Origin of the sequence: Gordonibacter faecis, assembly GCF_030077735.1 — a bacterium.
In the GTDB taxonomy this organism is placed as follows: domain Bacteria; phylum Actinomycetota; class Coriobacteriia; order Coriobacteriales; family Eggerthellaceae; genus Gordonibacter; species Gordonibacter faecis.
The window spans coordinates 108,210-127,412 of the sequence record NZ_JASJEU010000019.1 but is presented as its reverse complement, the minus strand read 5'-3'; the positions used below and the strand labels follow the sequence as shown (position 1 = coordinate 127,412).

The following is a 19,203-nucleotide window of genomic DNA, read 5'->3' as shown; positions in this document are numbered from 1 at the left end:
TTCCTGACAAAGGGGCTTGGCGCGTTAGCGTAAGAAGAAGTAGTAGACCGCGAAGGACACGATAAGCAGCGCAGCCACCGCAATGACAATCTTTTGCGTGAGCGGCATGGGCTCGCCCTTCAAATCCTCAAGGGTGGTTTCGCTCACGTCTTCCTTGGGCTGGCGTGACGGAGAAGCAGCTGGCGCAGGATCGGGCGCTGGTGCGATCGTAGGCGCAGGTTCAGGTTCGGGCGCAGCAGCCACCGGGGTAGGCGCAGCCGCCGCCCCTGCCGCCGGGCGAACCTCGCCGCTCGCGCGCGATGCGGGGCGCGCACCCGCCACAATAACGACATCGTCCTCGTCGTCAGCAGAAACCGTTATATGGGAAAACGCCTTCTCGTCAGCCACGGTGAATCCTTTCGCTTTCCTGCGATTATAAGGTACGGCTTAACCGCGGATGCCCTTGTCCAAATAATATCCATCGGCTGAAAAGCGCTTTCGATAGGTAAGATAGCAGGCCAGCACGATGGCAACCGTGTTAGCGGCCGACAGCATAAGCATGACCACAATCTGATATTTCGCCGCCGCCACCGGATCGGCCCCCGCCAGCAGCTGGCCGGCCATCATGCCGGGGATGGTGACAATACCTGCGGCCGACATGGACGCCAGGATGGGCGTCATGCCCGCACCAACGGCCGCCTTGATGGAGGGAAACGCCGCTTCCTTCGGCGTGGCACCCAAAGCCACCAGGGCGAACACCTCGTTCGAGCGGCTGTCCATGTCCGCAAAAAGGCGGTCGATAGCCACCGCCGTGGCCGACATGGCATTGCCGATAATCATACCCGCGATGGGCACCAACTGGCGCGCGTTGTACCACGGGTCGGCGTGAATCACGCCCTCTACCACCACAAACGCCACCACGATGGACGAGGCGAACAGCGAGACGAATACCGCAGGCCAAAGCCCCCGGATGGAACTTTTCACGCGCGAGGTAGCAATCTGCGTGGCTGCCAACACCATAAAGCCCAAAAGCAACAGCACGAGCCACCAGGTTTGGTACTCGAAGAGGAACATGAGGACGAAGCCCACGGCAAGCAGCTGCACGAACGTGCGCACCGACGACACCACAATGCGTTTCGTCTGCCCCAGCTCCAGCCGCCACGACACGATGCCCGCCACCAACATGAGCGCGCTTGCGGCGAACAGTTCCAGATAGCCGATGTCGACTACTCCCCCGCTCATGAGTGCACCTTTGATTGAGGCCCGGATGCGGGAGGTGCGGCCACCGTGCCCGCACCCACACCCGCCGCCACAGGCACCGCCGCCTGAGCAAGCGCACGCACGTCGGCATACGCTGCCGGATCAAATCCCTCCGTACACGCGGTATTCTCAGCCACCGGCGAGTTATCGGCATAGGTCAGCGCGCCCGCACGCAGGGTAAACGTGCCCGACGCGAACCCATCGGCCGCCCGATGGCGAATGCGCACGCACGTGGTGCGCTCGTCAACCAGCGCCTTCGTCAAACGCCCGATAGCGCAGGCCGAGCCGTTGTCGAGCGCAGCATCCACCTCATCAAGCAGCAACACCGGTGGGCGCGTGGCAAACGCACGCAGCAGCGCCACGCGCGCGGCCTGCCCACCCGAAAGCTGCGACACATCGCGCTCAAGCCCCACGTCAGCCAACTCCGCCAACTCAAGCAGGCGCACAAGCGCGGCATCCGCTGGCGGCTTTTCCCCCGCGTTCACCTTCAGCGACCAGGGCAGCACCAAGTTGTCGCGCACCGTGCCCGCCACAAGCGCCGCCTGCTGGGGCACAAGGCACACGCGCCGGCGCCACTCCTGCGGCCGATACGCCGACGAAGGCCGGCCATCCAAGTACAGCTCGCCGCCGTCGCGGCCGAGCATGAGCGCACACACGCGCAAGAGCGTGGACTTCCCCGCGCCTGAAGGGCCCACCAAGTCATAGATGGTTCCCGCCTCAAGCTGAAAGGACACGTCATGCAACAGCGCGACCTCCTGCCCGTCGCGCGGATAGGACGCTTTAATATGTTCCGCAGCAAAAAGACTCATGGCCCCATGGTAGCACCCCCACCCGCGCCCGGGAACCGCAACACCCCTTCCCCGCCCGACCGACACCAGCTTGTCACCCCCGCACACGCCAAGCCGCAAAAACCGCGGCCCACCCCGCGCACCCAGCACCACCCCACGCGCGCCTACCCGTTCCCCACGCGCCCCGTTTCCCCAGATAAACGCGTCATACCAATGGCATGATCACCCAAAACGCTCGGGTCGGAATGCTGAAAACGGCCCCGTCATGCTGTGTGGGGGGTATGGGCTCGCGCGGCCTTCTTATGCTGGGCGCGTTCGGAAACTGCGACCCGAGTGCCCCAAGTACCAAGGACGAAGATCCGAGCCGGAAACGACTCACCGCAGAGACGAGAACAGAGGAAAGACATGGAAAAGGAGGAAAGCATGGCCGACTCCGCCGAGGCCTCCGTGCAGGAGCACTGGAGCGAGACCAACGGAAAGAAGTACCGCCGCGGCTCGCGCTTGCCGAAGAAGACCGACTCGCGCCCGCCCATCCCGGCCGCCGAAACCCCAAAGGTTCCCTGGACGTGGGAAGAGGATGGCATGACCGTCATTCGCGGCACCGCGCGCAGCGCGCCCGGATGCCACAACGTGTGCGGCATCCTGTCCTACGTGAAGGACGGCAAGCTGGTAAAGGTGGAAGGCGACCCGGAGGACCCCTACAACCAGGGACGTCTGTGCAGCCGCTGCCTGTGCATCCCCGACTACGTATACCATGAGGACCGCCTGACCAAGCCCATGAAGCGCGACCGCGCCGACCGCGGCAAGGACACATTCGTAGAAATCAGCTGGGATGAGGCCTACGACATTATCGTGCGCGAATTCAAGCGCGTCGTAGACACCTACGGTGCCGACAAAATTGCCATGTGCCAGGGCACGGGCCGCGACATTCACCAGGTCACGCGCCTGAACGCCTGCGTGGGCTCGCCGAACGAGGGCGTGCCGTACTTCGCCGGCAACTCGTGCTACCTGCCCCGTATTGCGTCGATGGCCTGCATGCTGGGCGGCGCGTGCGTCATGGACTGCTCACAGTTCCTTCCCCAGCGCTACGACGACCCACGCTACACGGTACCTGAGTACTGCATCGTGTGGGGCCACCAGCCCTTCTACTCCAACGCCGACGGCTTCTATGGTCACTGGATCACCGACCTCATGAAGCGCGGCATGAAGGTGGCCGTGGTTGACCCGCAGCTCACGTGGCTTGCGGCGCGTGCGGGCGAAGACTGGCTGCGCGTGCGCCCCGGCGGCGACGGCGCGCTGGCCATGGCTATGCTGAAGGTGGTCTGCGACGAAAAGCTCTACGACCAGGAGTTTTGCGACAAGTGGGTATACGGCCTGGAAGCCGTGTGCGAACGCGTGGCCGAGATGGACCTTGACGATTTGTGCGAGAAGGCCTGGGTTGCCAAGGAAGACGTGCAGCGCGTGGCCCGCACCTATGCCACTTCGCACCCCGCGGCCATTCAGTGGGGCGTGGCGCTTGACCAGCAGACGGGCGGCCAGCAGGCAGCGCACGCCATCACGGCGCTCTGGTGCATCACCGGCAACCTGGACATCCCGGGCGGCAACGTCATGGGCGACGCGTGCTGGGGCATCGAGCAGCCGAACTGGACCGGCACCTGGGGCTGGGATGAACTCATGACCGAGGAAGAGCAGTCCAAGCGCATCGGCGTGGAGCGCTACCCCATGTTCGCCGTGGGCTTCAAGAACCTGTCCTCCAACGCCACCATTGAGGCGTGGCAGCGCGGCGAAATTCCCATTCGCGCGGCCTACATTGTGACGAACAACTTCCTGGCCACCATGGGTGCCCAGGCCGAACAGCAGCTGGAATGGTACAAGCAGATTGACTTCATTGTGGTGTCCGACCTGTTCATGACCCCCACCATGATGGCGCTGGCCGACGTGGTGCTGCCGGCGGCCACCTACGAAGAGCGCGACGGCTTCGGCGGCTTGAACGCGTATCGCATCAGCTGCATCAACAAGGCCATCGAACCCGTGGGCGACTCCAAGCCCGACAACACCATCTTCCTGGAGCTGGGCAAGCGCCTCACCGACGCCATCAAGCCTGAGAACAACGACATCGCCTGGCCCTGGGACAGCGTGCAGGAGATGTGGGACTACGCATTGGAAGACGGCGGCTTTACGTGGGATGAACTGCGCGAATCCACGTGGAAGTACCCCGAGTTCAAGTACCGCAAGTACGAAACCGGCGACCTGCGCCCCGACGGCCAGCCCGGCTTCCGCACCGAAACCGGTCGCGCAGAGATTTACTCCATGGTGTTCCACCACACCTCGTGGTCGGGCCTCGATCCGCTGCCGAGCTACGTGGAGCCCGTGGAAAGCCCGTACTCCGCCCCCGAGGATTTGGAAGAGTACCCCTACATCGTGACCTCCGGCGCGCGCGTGCCGCACTTCTTCCACTCCGAGCAGCGCCAAATCAAGAAGCTGCGCGCCCTGCACCCGGACCCGCTCGTGTACATCCACCCCGACACCGCCGCCGCCAATGGCATCGAAGAGGGCGACTGGATTTGGCTTGAGAACAAGCACGGCAAATGCAAGTACAAGGCCTCGTTCAACGACACCTACGACCCGCGCGTGCTGCAAGCCGAGCACGGTTGGTGGTTCCCCGAGCGCAAGGATGCCGCCGAGGAAAACGTGGAAGACGAGCAAAAGGGCCTGTTCGGCGTACTGGAATCCAACATCAACAACCTGGTGCCCTTTGACGCCGGCGTGTCGGGCTTCGGTTCGAACTACAAGGCCATGATGTGCAAGATTTACAAGGCCGACTAGTCGAGAACCCGACGGAAAGGAATTAGACATGGCATACCGTGGAATACTCGTCGACGTCGACTACTGCACCGGCTGCGAGGCCTGCGTGCTGGCCTGCCAGCAGGAGCACGGCTACAGCGAGCGCGAGTTCGGCCTGAAAATTACCAAGCTGGGCCCGCTGCATATCGACGAGTCCAAGAAAGACTACCAGTACGACTTCATTCCCCAGTTCACGCGTTGGTGCGACCTCTGCGCCGAGCGCACGGCCAAGGGCAAGCAGCCCACGTGTGTACAGCACTGCCAGGCGCAGTGCCTCGCCTGGGGCGACGTGGAAGAACTTGCGCGCTCGATTGATGCCCCCAAACAGATGATCGTGGCCATCGAGCAGGCGTAACGCACGCCCCGAGGTGCGCCGCACCGCGTGCCGGCGCACCCACCCCGCCCTGCCTGCCCGCACACCCGCGCGCGGGCAGGGCCCCCACCACACTTGTTCGCCGCCGCCCCCTTATAAGCGGGGCGGCGCAACAGGAGAGCAAAAAGAGCAGCGGGAAGGAGGGAACCTATGAGCACGAGACCGCAGTTCGCGGACGACTTCGGCGGCGAGATTGCCGAGCGCCTGATGAACGTTGACGTGCGTCTGCCGCACGAGTTCAGCCGTGAGGTCACGCAGGCCCAGCGCGAGCAGGGACGCATCGACTGGAAGGAACGCAACTCCGCCAACATGGAAAAGATGGCGAAGGGCGAGGTCACCCCGATCTACCAGTAATCACCAGACGGGCGGCCGCCCCGCTCCTCATGTGGCCCACGCGCCCGAGGCGCGGGGCAGGTGCCCGTCGGACAAGGAGGAACCATGGCTCAAAATAAGGTTATCGATATCAACATGCACTTTCTGCCCACCGACCTGTTCACCAACGAAGAGGTGCTGAACGGCTTTCTGTATTCCGCGCCCATCACCATGGGTTTGAAGGCCTACCGCGGGAAGACCCCCGACGGCGCGAAGGATCAGATTGTGCTCGCCACCGAAGATGGCCGCGACATCCTGAACTACGTGGAAGGCGACTACACGCTTGAGACAAAGATCCAGGCCATGGACGAGGTGGGCGTGGATATTGCCCTTCTGCGCATGCCGGTGTGGCAGGAATGGCTGCCGCTTGAAATGTGCAAGATCGTAAACGACCAGGCCGCCGAGATGTGTCGCCAGTCCGAAGGCCGCCTGGCCGCCAACGCCGTCATCCCGCCGTGGGGCCGCAAGGAAGATATCTACGAACTTGAGCGCTGCCTCGGTGACCTTGGCATGGTGGGCGTGCAGTTCGCCTGCTGCTACGGCGACAAGTTCCTCGACGACGATTTGTTCAAGCCTTACCTGAAGGTGCTGAACGAGAAGAAGGTGCCCTGCGCCATTCACCACACCCCCGGCCAGAACGCGTTTGGCAACTTCGCCGAATACACGCCGCTGCGCCGCGAACTGGGCCGCATCCACGTGCAGGCAACCGCCGTGGGCCGCGAGGTGTACTCGGGTATGTTCGACGAGTTCCCCGACCTCAAGTTCATCCACACGATGTTCGGCGGCAACTGGTTTGCGCTGAAGGACATCCTGGCACCCCACGTGTCCGTCAAGAAGAAGGAGGCCATGAACCGCCTGGCCACCAACGTGGACCGCGAGGCGTACGAGCGCTACCTCACCAACAACATCTTCTTCGACATGACGCACCCCATGAGCTGGAGCAAAGAGCAGCTTGAATGCGCCGTGAAGGTATGCGGCGCCGATCACTTGCTGCTGGGTTCGTCCTTCCCCGTGTTCTACGAGTGGATGGCCCGCTCGGTGGGATCCATCAATGCGCTCGATGTGTCGCAGGAGGAAAAAGACCTCATGCTCGGCGGCAACGCGGCGAAGCTGTTCAACCTGTAAGTAACCTGGCGGGGCTCGCGCCCCGCCACCGTGCAAGACGCCCGCAAGGAGGCGTCTGAAAGAAGGGGAACTATGAGTAATCCTGCTGCTGCAACCGCAGCCGGCGCTCCCGCAGCCAAGCCTGTGGAGAAGACGCCCTCATACGCCTGGCCGTGCCTTATTGTGTCGCTTTTGGCGGCAGTGGGCATCGTGTTTGCCTGGATGTGGCTTCCCGGCATCACGTTCCCGGTGTTCAAGAACTGGCTTGCCGAGAACAACGCGTTCTTCGCGAATCCGGCGAACTTCAGCCTGCTGTCCAACGTCATGGGCCTGGTGCCCATTGGCGCCCTGATTATGGCCCTGCCCACCACCATCCTCGTGCGCAAGTTTGGTGCGAAGGCCACCACGCTTATTGGCATTGGCGCGGCGGTTGTGGGTAGCGCGTTGAGCGCGGCCTTTGTGGGCGGCAACTTCTACGTGTTTTTGGCGGGCCGCTTCATTCTGGGCCTGGGCCTGTCCACCACCGTTGTGGCTGGTCCCACGTGTGTGTCCATGTGGTTCCCGGACGCTACGCGCGGCCGCGCCATGGCAATATGGTCCTGCTGGGCTCCCGTGGGTATCTTCCTGTCGAACTTCGTGAACGACGGCGTGTACCATATGGTGGGCTCCAACATGGCGAACCTGCAGTGGGTGTGGGTGGCCGTAGCGGCTGTGTTCGGCATTCTGTTTGCTGTGGTGTTTCGCGACCCGAAGGGCGACGAGCGCTCGCAGGTGTCGCCTGAGCGTAAGCCGCTGAAGGCCGTTCTGAAGTTCTTCAAGAGCCGTCAGCTGTGGTGCCTCATTATTATGTTCGCCATCTTCAACTACATGAACTACGCGTTTAGCCAGTACCTGAAGACGTGGCTGCAGACGCCTGAGGCTCTGGGTGGCTTTGGCTGGGATGCCACCACCGCTGGTCTCTGGGGTGGTTTGATTGTGGCGTGTGGCGCGCTGGCTCCCTTGGGTGGCCTTATCCTCGACAAGACGCCGAAGTCCAAGAAGTACCTCTGCGTGGTCGTGGGTATTTTGGGCCTGACCATTTGCTCCGCGCTGGCGTTCCATGCCGAGTTCTTCATCCCTTACGTGCTGTTCTTCTGCATTGGCAACATGATGCTGAACGCATGCTGCCGTCCGCTCGTGCCGACGTTTGTGTTCAAGGGTGGCGCGACCGCCGTTGCGTTTGGCCTGTCGTTCTTGACGCTGGGCCAGTACGCTGGCCAGATTGTGACCAGCTACGCGCTGGCGCCGTTCAACGAGGGTCTGACGGCCGCCTCGAACGTGGCCATTCAGGCCAAGCAGGCCGTGCTCGCCTCTGGCGGCACCCCGGCCGACTTCGGTCCGGCTATTGGCCAGGCCGTGCAGGAAGCCGTGGCACAGGGCATTCACGTGGATCCGATGCTTGCGTTCTGGGCGCTGGTGCCCATTGGCGTGGTGGGCTGCATCTTGAGCTTTGGCGTGAAGCCGTCCAAGCAGGCTGCTGGTGCGGGTGCGGGTGCTGGTGCTCCCGCTGGCAAGCCCGCCGAGGGTAGCGAAGCTCCGGCTCAGCACTAAATAGTACCGGCTGAATACGAAGCACTACCGTTTGTAAGCGGCCCGGCCGGGACACCCCGCGTCCGGGCCGCCTTCATTCCACCTGTATCCCCGCCTGCGCGGAGAGAAGGGATCAATCATGAGCGACTTGTCCAAGAATTCCCCTGACGAGGCGAAAAACCGCCAGCGTAAAGGCTGGATCGTGCTCTTCGCCATGCTGTTTTGCGGCATTATTGTCATTATGAATCAGTTTAAGGTGCCCACGTTCATGCCGGCCCTCATGGCCGATTTTGGCACCGACCCTGGCACGACGGGCTGGCTCATGTCCGTCATTGCCATCGCCGGCATTGTGACGGCGTTTCCTTCGGCGTTTTTGCTCAACCGTTTCGGGCCCAAGCGCGTGGGGCTTTTCGGGCTGGCCTTTATGGTGGTGGGTTGCGCTGTGGGCGCGCTGTCAGCCACGTTTGGCCAGCTTATTGCCGGGCGCGTGCTTGAAGGCATCGGCGTGGCCATGATGGGCGTGGTGGCCACCACCATCATTTCTATGTACTTCCCCCGCGAGAAGGCGGGGCTTCCCATGGGCATTTGGAATTTGTGGTACGTGGTGGGAAGCACGCTTGCCTACAACATTGGTGTGCCCGTGGCGCTGGCGCTCACCGGCGACCCGCACAACTGGCACGCGTGGTGGTGGTTCTCCGACGTGCTGGCACTGGTCTCGTTTGTGGTGTTTGCGCTGTTCGTGAGCGTTCCGCATGTGGGCCGCGGCGTGGCCGCCCGCCGCGAGCGCGAGACGGGCGTGAAGCAGCACCGCCCCGCCGCCCTTCCGCTTGAGGGCTTCAAGGTGAAGCGTATGTGGCTCTTTGGCCTGGGGTTCTGCTTTCTGATGTTCACGTCACTGTCGGTGCTCACGTGGGTGCCCACTTACGTGCAGGGCGTGGAACTTGAACGCTTGCTGGCCTCCGGCGTTGATATGGCGGCGGCGCAGGCGCAGGCGGGCATTTCCGGCGGCTCCATGGCCTCGCTTGGTTTTGCGGCGTCCATCCCCATGGCGCTTGTGACGGCGTTTCTGCTGGGTAAGTTTCAGAAGCTGCGTCAGCGCAACATCATGGTGATTATCGCGGGGTTCTGCGCGTTTTTCTACGTGGGCGCGTTCCTTATTCCGTACGAGTATCTGCCGTGGTACCTGGTGCTGCTGGGATTGGAAAGCGGCTGGACGAGCGGGGTTGTGTGGTCGATGGTACCCGTCACCATGCCCAAGCGCGTCACCATGCCGGTGGGCATGGCCATCATCATTTTCTTCCAGGGCATTTCGAACCTCTTGTGCACGCCGGTGGTAGGCTACGTCATTGGCGAGGCCCAGCTGTGGACGAACGTGGCACCGCTCTGCGCCGTGACCGCCGCCGTGGGTACGGTGCTCTGGATCATATACGTGTGCACCAAGCCTCCGGTGTTCGAAGAGGACGAGGAAGCTGTGGAGGATGCAGAGGCGCTGGCTGCACGCGGCGAGGGCGCGCCCGAAGGTGCGGAGGCGCTAGCATCATGAGCGCGCACGACTACTCCCCTTCCGGCGCGGACGACGCACCCGATGCCGTCACCAGCGCCACCAGCTGGGCCGAAGCGGCAAAAGCGCTTGATGCGGCGGAAGTTTCCCCCTGCGAGGCTCCCCCACTCGCCGCTCCCCCGGGCATCGACGCCACCACCGGCGCCACCCCCGGCGTAGCCAGCGCCTGCAAAGACTTAGGCCTCACTTCGCCCAACGAAGTCTCCCACCACCTGGGCATCAAACCCCCCGGCGAAGCGTAAGTTCGCACTAACACTATAGTGGAGAGCCTCTGTGCACCCCACTGCGCTTAAAGAGCGAAAGCTATGCCGACCACTCAAGGCCGGCCATAAGACGAGAGGAAACGCTTATGAAACGCAGCGTCACCGACATCAAGCTGAACGTAAAACCCCTCTTCATTGGCTTCGAGCATCAATACTACTATGAAGGACCGTGCCGCATGGCAGGCGGCGACGCCATCAAGCCTGGCTTTGACGCCATTGTGCAAGGCAAAATGCTCAAGGGCTTTTTGGCCAACATTGAAAAATATGTTGCCTCTACCGGCGCACATATACTTGAACCCACCATCGTACGCGGCACTGATGATTGGGATATTAAGGATGCCTACTTCGAGGAAATGCTGGCAGACGATCAAAAAACCGACCTCTATGTAGTCATGTCCAATTTTGGCGCAAATCAAATTCTTGTGGAGTTCTGCTGCCGCACGAACAAGCCTGTTGTTATGAACCCCACCAAATCGTTCGGCGCAATGTCAACCGCCCCCGCCCTGCGTCGCGGGGCCGACATCTTACCAGCATTCGATTGGCCGGAAGTTGCGCGCTACTGCGCTATCCTGCGCGCAGAGAAAGCGATACGCACCGCAAACATTCTGCTCGCACCCCGATTCGACTCCACTACCCCCAAAGCTGGTGGTAATGATTCATTCGTGTGTCTCTCTGACGTGACGCGCAAACTGGGAACGCACTTTCGCCACGTGAATGTACATGAACTGATGGATATGATGAGCCCTCTTCCCGAGGAAGGTAACGTTACCACTCCGGGTCGCGACACCCCCAATATCACGCCGGATGAACTCGAAGCATGCAGTAAAATGGCTGATGAACTCATGGCTGGAGCCGACCCCTGCATCATCGATAAGCCCTTCGTTGTGAAATCATTGATAGCCTGGACCGTCGTACAAAAGCTCATGGATCTCTACGACTGCTCGGGCTTCACAGCACCCTGCCCCGATGCTTGCTCAACACGCCGCTTGAACGAGCAGCAGTTCACCTTCTGCCTTGCACACTCGCTTAATCTGGAACAGGGCTTTGCGTCTGCCTGCGAGTACGATATCACCTCCGTGGTGTGCATGATTGCTGAAATGGCGCTTTCCAACAGCGCTGCCTATATGGGCAATACGCTTCCCGTTGTGGTTACTGAGAATCATATCGAGTGGCCAGTTAATGTGCATGAGGAAGATGTGGCTGGCATTTCTTTGGAGGAAGCGGCCAATCTTTATTCGGTTATTCACTCCACACCTTGCCGCAAGCTTCATGGCCTTGAGGCAGCCGCTGATGAGTACGCTCTGCGCCACTTCGCCTACGACCAGGGATTCGGTGCCATTCAGCGGCACAACTTCACCGCTGATGCAGGTCAGAAGATCACCTTATGCCGCATTTCCCCCACCCTTGATGAAATGCTTATTGTTGAAGGCGAAATTGTTGCCGGAACCGGTTTTGATACCGACAACTGTAACGGCGGCTTTGTGTTTAAGGTGAAAGACACGCGCGATTTATTCAAGAAGCAGATGCGCTTCGGGTTGCACCTTCCGCTCGTGTATGGCGACATTGCCGATGATTTAGAAGAGTTAGCAAAGCGCTTAGGCCTCAATCCTATCCGCGCATAAGCACAGACTAAAAAGCAAGGTGAGGGGAAGTTCATGCGTCGCGACATTAAAGAGCATTTACTGGCGACTAAAAAGGAAGCAAACAGGCAGGTTGAGCGCGTTCTTGCCGCACGTGCAGCCGGTACGCTCAACGTCGAGATACTGCGCGAAAGCCTGTTTATCTATGTGTTAGCTAAATTTGGATTAAGCGAAGACGAAGCCCCCAGCCACACGATGGATGAACTTGCGGAAGCGAGTCTCGCAAAAGCTCTTAGAACCAACCCTCACCAAGTGCTTGAAACCGATCGACCGGCAACGTGTGACGGCGCACGCTCGGTTGACATGAAGCAAGCGCTACTCATCATGACCATGCAGCGAGAGTTCGAAGTAAAACTTGACGGCATACGTGCCGGCTTAGCAGATACAACCGATGACCTAGCCGACCTTGTTTTCACTGCTTTCATGCAGACAGAAGCGGGGGCATCGAGATGAACGAAGAGAACACCTTCCGAGGCAACTCCCTCCGCTTACAGGCGCCATGCATAGACACGCGCTCGTCTATTTCCATAACGCCGCAATGCTTCCTGCAAATCTCACATAAGCCAAGCCGCCACATCATTACTTCGTCGAATGCTTTGATGTATACTTGATGGCTGGAGATGTTGGGGCTCGCGCTTGTGTAATGCCTTTTCAGGCGCGGATCGTGGTCAGTTTCTCCATCGACGTTTGTGCAGATGGTCAGGGGGAATCGATGGATGACAGCAAGGCTGTTTCAAAGCGTCAGATTGGCGCCATGGAGCTGCTTGGCATGGGCGGGTTCGCGTGCTTTTTTGGCTGGATGTTCGTGTCGTTTTACTGGCTGTTCGCCGTTTTCATTCAGGACACTCCCATCGCCGAGCGCGACGGCATTCAGCTGTTCGTGTTTGCTGGCATCACCCTTGGCTATCTTATCTTGCACCTTGTGAGCAAAAACGCGCGGTTTGACCCGTTCAAGCTTCCGGTGCTCATCGGTAGTGCTGTGCTTGCCCTGCTTTTGCCTGGGACAGCGCTGCTGCTGAGTTTTGGTGCGCCGGTACCGCCTGCCCCGGTGCTCTGCATCATAAACCTGTGCGCTGGCTTCAGCGGCGCTTCGCTTACGGTGAGCTGGCTTGACGTGGGCAGCCGTATTCGCGTGCAGAACTACCCGCGTTTCACCAGCCTGTCTCTTGCGGGCGGAGGCGCGCTCTTTGCGCTTGCCGCAGTGGTTCCCGAGGCGCTGCAACCGGTGTTCTGCATCATTTATGCACTGCTCAGCGTGGGGCTTTTGCGCTTTGCTAGCGCACGCGGTGAGGGCAACCCCGACGCGCCACCGGTGGGAGCCTGCAAGAACACGTGGGAGTTCACGCGCGAGATTGAGCCGTCGCTGGTGGCGTTCGGCATCGTGTTCGGTCTCACGTTTGTGTATTTATTCAACTCGGGTTCCGAAGATGTGCTGGTGGGCCTTCTGTTCGTCATTCCCGGCGCGGGGGTTATTACGCTGCTTGCCGTGCTGAACAAGTCGGTGAGTATCACCGTTATCCAGCGCGTGCTATTGTGCATCACCGTGCTGGCATGCCTCTCCATGCCGTTTGCCACCGAGGGCATTCAACTGGCATGCTCGTGCTTGGTGGTGGCTTCATGGGCGGCATTTGTATCGGTGAACTACGCGTTCATCGTGAAGAAAAGCGTCGAGCGTTGGGACACGCCCGTGTTTCGCCAGGCCCCCGTGCGACTCGTATTCAGCGCGCTGGGCTTCCTTGTTGGTTGGGCGATCGCCACCGCTATGACGATGGTTTACGGCGCGCACTCCGACGCGTTCATGATCGTACGCCTGTGCATGGCGTTTGTGCTGGTAGCCGTTGTGATGCTGTTCTTCCCCTCCGCCGAGCACCATACCCCCGAGGGCGGCGCGGTGGAAGAGCGCACGCCGCAGTCAGCCGTGCCTTCAAACCTGAGCGAGAAGGAGTTGTTCGAGCGCCGCTGCACCGCCGTGGCCGACCTCTACCAGCTCTCCCCTCGAGAGACCGACATCCTGAAATTCCTGGCCAAAGGCCGCAACGCCGCCTACATCCAAAACAAACTCACCATCTCGCCCCACACGGTCAAAAGCCACATCTACAGCATCTACCGCAAACTAGACATCCACTCCCAACAAAAACTCATGGACTTCATCGAAGAATTCCCAGTGGAGGACGCGTAAGACAGAAGTGGTTCCCGTGGATGAAGACACCCAGACCGCCATCGAAGAAACTCTTTTCCTCAACGGGATCCCCGGCATGGGCGAGTCGCTGCAAGCGGAAGCAGCAGAAAAACTTGAGGATTGTCTAACTGAGGACCAGCTTGAGTGGTAAACCTTACTTACACCACAAGCGATTAAGTCCAGTCGTCGAAGGAGACTTCTTCTAGTTTCACGCCTTCGAGATCGTTTCCTCGTTCTAGTGAGAGGCAGAGGGTCATGTAGAGGGGGAGGTAATATACGGGCTTACCCTCGCGCACTTCGGTCGAAACGTTGTGTTCGGACAGGACGTAGGCACATTCGATGCCGTATTCTTCCGTTTCTAACAAGTTGTTGAGCGCAACGTGGTGTTTGTAATCCTTGCCCGACTTCACCTCAAGAGGGATAACCGTGCCCTCGCCCGTTTCAAGGAGGAAGTCCATCTCGCCTTTGCGGCTGTTGTGATAGTAGTACAAAGGAAAGCCGGCAGCTTTAATTTCCTGTGCGACCACGTTCTCATAAACCGCGCCGAAGTTGGCATCCCCCTCCCCTGACACCACCTCGATGGCAGCTACCTGCGGATACTGCGCAAGCAGCAAGCCACAATCGGAAGAATACAGCTTGAATTTCTCAGGCACCTTCGTACGCGCAAGAGGGTATTTTGGCTCACTCGCAATGACCGTCGGCAGCGCCACCCCCGCGCTAACAAGCCACGCGAAATCGTCATCCAAACGCTCGTAGGTGGCCCCCTGCTTCACCGACTTCATCATGAAGCGCTTGTTTTCCTTCGACAGCTGAGAAGGAATGTTGTCGAAAATCGTGCGAATCTGTAGCTTGCGACCAGTGGCATACTTGGTAATGTCGAAGCGATACTGCTCTGCTATGTCGGTTGCCACCTCGCGCGCGGCCCCCAGATCGCGATTGCCATCAAGGAAGCGCTGCACAGCCTCCGGCATGCCACCAACCGCGATGTACTGGCGGTACAGTTTCGTAAGCCGCTCATGCAACGTATGCTCAAGCGGCTTTTTGTCGCGGTAGCAGGTCTTCACTTTATCAATAATGCTAACGGGAACTCCTGTCGCCCAGCAAAATTCCTCGAAGTCGAGAGGATACATGCGCTCGGTTCGTGCGTACCCCACTGGAAACGACGTCACCCCTTCAAGCGCCGCCCCTAGAAGCGACCCAGACAAAATCAGATCGAAACGACCATCGTCGAGCAAGAACTTCGAGAGCGTCACAATGTTTGAAGCCGCCCGCTGCACCTCATCGAGAAACACCAGCGTTCCGGGCTCCAGCGCACGACCGGCAATGAGCGAAAGGCGCGAGACAAGTTCGTCAGCACTATCCGCGCCAGCAAGGAACGCCGCATCGTCTTCGTCCTCAAGAAAGTTAACTTCGAGAAAGTTGGGATAGTTGTCGCGCGCAAATTCACGAACGATAAAGGTTTTTCCTGTTTGGCGAGCGCCCAGAAGTATGAGCACTTTTTTCTTCGGAGCGCTCTTCCAAGCGAGAAGCTTGTCATACATTTTACGCTTGAGCATGCGTGCCGCACCTCTTCCCTGTTTCTAAAACAGAAGATTTTAGGGCTAGTATGTTTCTAAAACAGAAAGAATTCAAGCCAAAATGTTTCTAAAACAGAAAGTTGTTTTTGACCGCTTGTCTGTTTCCGGCACTAATCGACACACTACGCGCGCCAGCACGCTGCCCCTCTTTCACTCCCCCAATACTGCGGTCACATCTTTCCTGGTCAGCGTCTCATACTATTGTACTGATTCGTAATCTGCATACTCTTTACGCGATGGGGTCATACCATTTGCGTGTTTAACTCGCGTCAACCCGAGTGGGGGCGGGCCGATTGGGGCAGACACCCGACAGGCCTGCGAAAGCGAGAGGAGTTGCGATGGTTGAGAACGCAGTCGCGGAGAAGGACCGCGACGAAATTGGTACGTCCAAGGAGGAGAACCAGTTCAACTTCGGCGCCGGCAAGAAGCAGGAAGTTGACCCGCGCTGGAAGCATCCGAAGCCGTGGCAGTACGAAGAAGACGGCATGATTGTGACCCGCACGTCGGTGTGGTCGGCCCCGGGCTGCCACGAGGGCTGCGGCGTGCTGGTGTATTCCGACAAGGAAACCGGCAAGTTTATCAAGTGCGAAGGCGACCCGGACGATCCCTACAACCGCGGTGCGCTCTGCCCGCGCTGCTTGGCCTTCAAGCAGGTGGAGTTCCACCCCGACCGCATCCTGTACCCGATGAAGCGCGCTGGCGAGCGCGGCGAGGGCAAGTGGGAGCGCATCACGTGGGACGAGGCGCTGGAGACGTGCTATAAGGAATTCCGCCGCATTTCCATGACCTACGGCGGCGACTCAATCCACGCGCTGCGCGGCACCGCGCGTGACAACCAGTGGCAGGTCGGCCGCATGGTGAACACGTTCGGCAGCCCGAACGAGTACGGCTTCTTGTCCGGCACGGCGTGCTACCTGCCGCGCCTGTCGCTCATGATCATGACCTACGGCGGCATGCTCATCGCCGACTTCTCCCAGTTCTCGGCGCTGCGCTACGACGACCCCGAGTGGGTATGCCCCGAGTGCACCATCGTGTGGGGCTGCAACCCCACCATTTCCAACCCCGACTTCTTCATGGGTCACTGGGTGACCGATGCCATGAAGCTGGGCTGCAAGCTGATCTCCGTCGAGCCGCGCGTCACGTGGCTGGCCGCGCACGCCGACATTCACCTGCAGCTGCGCCCCGGCACCGACACGGGTCTTGCTCTCGGCATGATTAAGGTCATCATCGACGAGGACCTCTACGACCACGACTTCGTCGATCGCTGGACGTATGGCTTCGACCAGCTGGCCGAGCGCGCCCGCGAGCTGTCACTTGACCAGGTTGAGGAAATGACCTGGGTGCCCAAGGAGAAGATCGTCGCCGCCGCGCGCCTGTTCGCAAACTCGCATCCCGCGAACGTGGTGTGGGGCCTCGCCGTGGATATGCAGAGCCAGGGCACGCCGTGTGCTGCTGCCATCGCGGCACTGTGGACCATCACCGGCAACCTCGATGTGCCGGGCGGCATGTGCTACACCGCCTCCCCCATGGGCGTTGACCAGCCCTCCGCCGGCGCGTGGGGCATCTACGACCTCATCGACGAGGAAATGCAGAAGAAGCGCGTGGGCTGGAAAGAATTCCCGATGTATCGCTACGGACTCACGCAAGCCATGCCCGACATGTGCCTTGAGTACATGGAAGCCGGCAAGGTGAAGGGCGTGTGGATTCAGACGTCCAACGGCATTGCCTGCATGAGTTGCGAAGTTGACCGCTGGTACAAGGCCATGAAGAAGCCCGAGTTCATTGCTGCCGTCGACATCTTCATGACTCCCACCATCCAGTCGTGCGCCGACATCGTGATGCCCGTGCAGACCTGGGCCGAGAAGCACTCCGTGCGCGCCCACTACTACTTCCTGTCCGCTATCTCGGGCGCCTGCGCCGCCGAGGGCGAAGCGAAGTCCGACTGCGAAATCAACCGTGAACTGGCTCAGTACTTCGACAACGACGACGAGTTCAACCGCGCCATCAACCGCCCCGAGGGCAAGCAGCACACGTGGCCCTGGGCAACCGAGGACGAGGTGTACGACGAAATTGTCAAGCCCTCCGGCTTCACGTTCCACGAGCTTATGGAGCACGGCCCGGTGTATCAGAAGTATGTGTACAAGAAGTACGAGAAGGGTCTTATGCGCCCCGACGGTCAGCCCGGCTTCAACACGCCCACCGGCCGTATTGAGTTCTACTCCACGCTGTTCGAGAAGTTCGGCTACGACCCGCTGCCCTACATCGAAGAGCCCGGCATCGGCCCGGTGACCACGCCGGATCTGTACGAGGAATACCCGCTCATCATGATTACGGGCGCCCGCACTACCTCGTTCTTCCACTCCGAGCACCGTCAGATTCCCTACCTGCGCCAGCTCACGCCCGACCCGTGGGTGCAGATTCACCCGCGCACGGCCGCCGCGCTCAACATCTCTGAGGGCGACTGGGTGTGGATTGAGAACCACCGCGGGCGTTGCCGCCAGCGTGCGCGCCTGACGTTTGAGGTGCACGAGAAGGAAATTGCCGCCCAGCACGGCTGGTGGTTCCCCGAGCAGGACGGCGCTGAGCCGAACCTGTACGGCTTCCGCCAGTCCAACATCAACCAGCTTCTGGCCAACAAGCCCGGCACCACCGGCTTCGGCGCCGACTTGAAGTGCACGCTGTGCAAGGTCTACCGCTGCAAGGAGGAGGAACTGTAATGGCCCGCAACGGAATACTTGTTGATTATCAATACTGCACGGGATGCTACTCGTGCGAAGTGGCCTGCCAGGCCGAGCACGAACTGCCGCTTGAGCAGTGGGGCGTGCGCGTGATGCAAAACGGCCCGTGGCCGGTGAAGGATGCCGAGGGTGTTGAGACGGACAACTACGTTTACGACTTCATCCCCGCCTTCACGAAGATTTGCGACCTCTGCGCGGATCGCCAGGAAAAGGGTAAACTTCCCTCCTGCGTGTTCCACTGCCAGGCCAAATGCATGAAGTTCGGCCCGGTAGATGAACTGGTGGCCGACCTGGACGCCAAGCCGCAACAGTACCTGTGGGTGCCGCCCTGCGCGTAAAAGGGCTTTGAGAGGAAGGGGCGGCTCGGCTGCCCCTTCCTCAGTTTCATCCGGAATGAGGAGTTTCCCATGGACTATGCCGAATTGAAAACCAGTATTGAGGGGGCGCCGCTGGCTTCGCGGGCGACGTTGGAACGCTTGTTGTTGTATGTGTCGTCAGAGTCAAACGTGTTACCTGAGTACGAGCCGTACTTGGACGGGGCCACGTCCTATCAGGACTTTTTCAACGCGCTGTACGCCGACGAGACGCAGAAGAACACGTCGGTGTGGGCCGCGTGGGCGGTACTTAAGCGCAAGAGTTGGATCTACCGCTTCGAGCCCGACCTCATAATTGAGAACCTGCGCTTAAAGGGTGACGGGCTGCCCATCCAGTTTGGCACGGGCCTCATGCTGGCCCCCACAGGCAGCCGCGATAACATCGCGAACTTCTACGTTTTCCAGCGTGGCGCGTTCAACGTGGAAGCCGCTGAGTTCGTGACCTCCATCGGCGGCACGTTCACCTGCGCCGGCTACGATTTCGCCGGCATCTACGGCGTGTACAAGTACCGCGGCAGCGTGATCTTAGAGCAGTGGGAAGCCGATTGCGCACCCGTGCCGTCGGACGCGCAATAGCCATCT

At 60.2% G+C, this 19,203-nt stretch carries 18 protein-coding genes; 14 read left to right on the top strand and 4 right to left on the bottom strand.

Annotation, left to right across the window (positions count from 1 at the left end; genetic code table 11):
• Window positions 1-24: 24 nt before the first annotated feature.
• From QNJ86_RS09905 to QNJ86_RS09895, 3 genes are read right to left on the bottom strand one after another with little or no spacing between them, the layout of a single operon-like run.
• A complete protein-coding gene (locus QNJ86_RS09905) occupies window positions 25-387 on the bottom strand; it encodes an SURF2 Surfeit locus protein 2 (protein ID WP_283832458.1) in 363 nt (120 codons plus the stop codon).
• A 39-nt stretch (window positions 388-426) separates the two neighbouring features.
• Entirely contained in the window at window positions 427-1,221 is a 795-nt protein-coding gene (locus tag QNJ86_RS09900; protein ID WP_283832457.1) for an ABC transporter permease, read from the bottom strand.
• Entirely contained in the window at window positions 1,218-2,048 is an 831-nt protein-coding gene (locus QNJ86_RS09895) for an ABC transporter ATP-binding protein (RefSeq protein WP_283832456.1), read from the bottom strand. Before QNJ86_RS09895 ends, QNJ86_RS09900 begins: the two co-directional genes overlap by 4 nt.
• Window positions 2,049-2,432: 384 nt before the next feature.
• Between QNJ86_RS09895 and QNJ86_RS09890 the strand changes: the two genes are divergently transcribed.
• The 11 genes from QNJ86_RS09890 to QNJ86_RS09840 all read left to right on the top strand — a co-directional run bounded on the left by QNJ86_RS09890 (window position 2,433) and on the right by QNJ86_RS09840 (window position 14,083).
• On the top strand, window positions 2,433-4,853 hold the full coding sequence (locus QNJ86_RS09890) for a molybdopterin-containing oxidoreductase family protein (RefSeq protein ID WP_283832455.1): 2,421 nt from the start codon (window positions 2,433-2,435) through the stop codon (window positions 4,851-4,853).
• A gap of 28 nt (window positions 4,854-4,881) precedes the next feature.
• Window positions 4,882-5,226 carry a 4Fe-4S dicluster domain-containing protein gene (locus QNJ86_RS09885; RefSeq protein WP_283832454.1) on the top strand — a complete coding sequence of 115 codons (345 nt, stop codon included), beginning with the start codon at window positions 4,882-4,884 and terminating at the stop codon, window positions 5,224-5,226.
• Between the two features lie 168 nt (window positions 5,227-5,394).
• Entirely contained in the window at window positions 5,395-5,598 is a 204-nt protein-coding gene (locus tag QNJ86_RS09880) for a hypothetical protein (RefSeq protein WP_283832453.1), read from the top strand.
• 84 nt (window positions 5,599-5,682) lie between these two features.
• Window positions 5,683-6,741, top strand: coding sequence for an amidohydrolase family protein (locus QNJ86_RS09875; RefSeq protein WP_283832452.1), 1,059 nt, complete (start codon window positions 5,683-5,685; stop codon window positions 6,739-6,741).
• Between the two features lie 72 nt (window positions 6,742-6,813).
• Entirely contained in the window at window positions 6,814-8,310 is a 1,497-nt protein-coding gene (locus tag QNJ86_RS09870) for an MFS transporter (protein ID WP_283832451.1), read from the top strand.
• Window positions 8,311-8,428: 118 nt separating this feature from the next.
• On the top strand, window positions 8,429-9,832 hold the full coding sequence (locus QNJ86_RS09865; RefSeq protein ID WP_283832450.1) for an MFS transporter: 1,404 nt from the start codon (window positions 8,429-8,431) through the stop codon (window positions 9,830-9,832).
• Entirely contained in the window at window positions 9,829-10,092 is a 264-nt protein-coding gene (locus tag QNJ86_RS09860; RefSeq protein WP_283832449.1) for a hypothetical protein, read from the top strand. Before QNJ86_RS09865 ends, QNJ86_RS09860 begins: the two co-directional genes overlap by 4 nt.
• Before the next feature lie 107 nt (window positions 10,093-10,199).
• Entirely contained in the window at window positions 10,200-11,735 is a 1,536-nt protein-coding gene (locus tag QNJ86_RS09855; RefSeq protein ID WP_283832448.1) for a hypothetical protein, read from the top strand.
• A 33-nt stretch (window positions 11,736-11,768) separates the two neighbouring features.
• Window positions 11,769-12,206, top strand: a complete 438-nt coding sequence (locus QNJ86_RS09850; protein ID WP_283832447.1) for a hypothetical protein — start codon at window positions 11,769-11,771, stop codon at window positions 12,204-12,206.
• A gap of 259 nt (window positions 12,207-12,465) precedes the next feature.
• Window positions 12,466-13,932 (top strand): helix-turn-helix transcriptional regulator, encoded by a 1,467-nt coding sequence (locus tag QNJ86_RS09845; protein WP_283832446.1) that lies wholly within the window; start codon window positions 12,466-12,468, stop codon window positions 13,930-13,932.
• A gap of 16 nt (window positions 13,933-13,948) precedes the next feature.
• Complete coding sequence (locus QNJ86_RS09840; protein ID WP_283832445.1) at window positions 13,949-14,083, top strand: hypothetical protein; 135 nt, start codon at window positions 13,949-13,951, stop codon at window positions 14,081-14,083.
• A gap of 22 nt (window positions 14,084-14,105) precedes the next feature.
• On the opposite strand, the gene QNJ86_RS09835 is transcribed toward QNJ86_RS09840, so the two are convergent.
• Window positions 14,106-15,488: an ATP-binding protein gene (locus QNJ86_RS09835; RefSeq protein WP_283832444.1), complete on the bottom strand. Its 1,383-nt coding sequence runs from the start codon at window positions 15,486-15,488 to the stop codon at window positions 14,106-14,108.
• 359 nt (window positions 15,489-15,847) lie between these two features.
• Between QNJ86_RS09835 and QNJ86_RS09830 the strand changes: the two genes are divergently transcribed.
• The 3 genes from QNJ86_RS09830 to QNJ86_RS09820 all read left to right on the top strand — a co-directional run bounded on the left by QNJ86_RS09830 (window position 15,848) and on the right by QNJ86_RS09820 (window position 19,197).
• Window positions 15,848-18,226, top strand: coding sequence for a molybdopterin-dependent oxidoreductase (locus QNJ86_RS09830; RefSeq protein WP_283832443.1), 2,379 nt, complete (start codon window positions 15,848-15,850; stop codon window positions 18,224-18,226).
• Window positions 18,226-18,585 (top strand): 4Fe-4S dicluster domain-containing protein, encoded by a 360-nt coding sequence (locus tag QNJ86_RS09825; RefSeq protein ID WP_283832442.1) that lies wholly within the window; start codon window positions 18,226-18,228, stop codon window positions 18,583-18,585. The genes QNJ86_RS09830 and QNJ86_RS09825 overlap by 1 nt, the downstream gene beginning before the upstream one ends.
• Window positions 18,586-18,654: 69 nt before the next feature.
• Complete coding sequence (locus tag QNJ86_RS09820; RefSeq protein ID WP_283832441.1) at window positions 18,655-19,197, top strand: hypothetical protein; 543 nt, start codon at window positions 18,655-18,657, stop codon at window positions 19,195-19,197.
• Window positions 19,198-19,203: the final 6 nt, after the last annotated feature.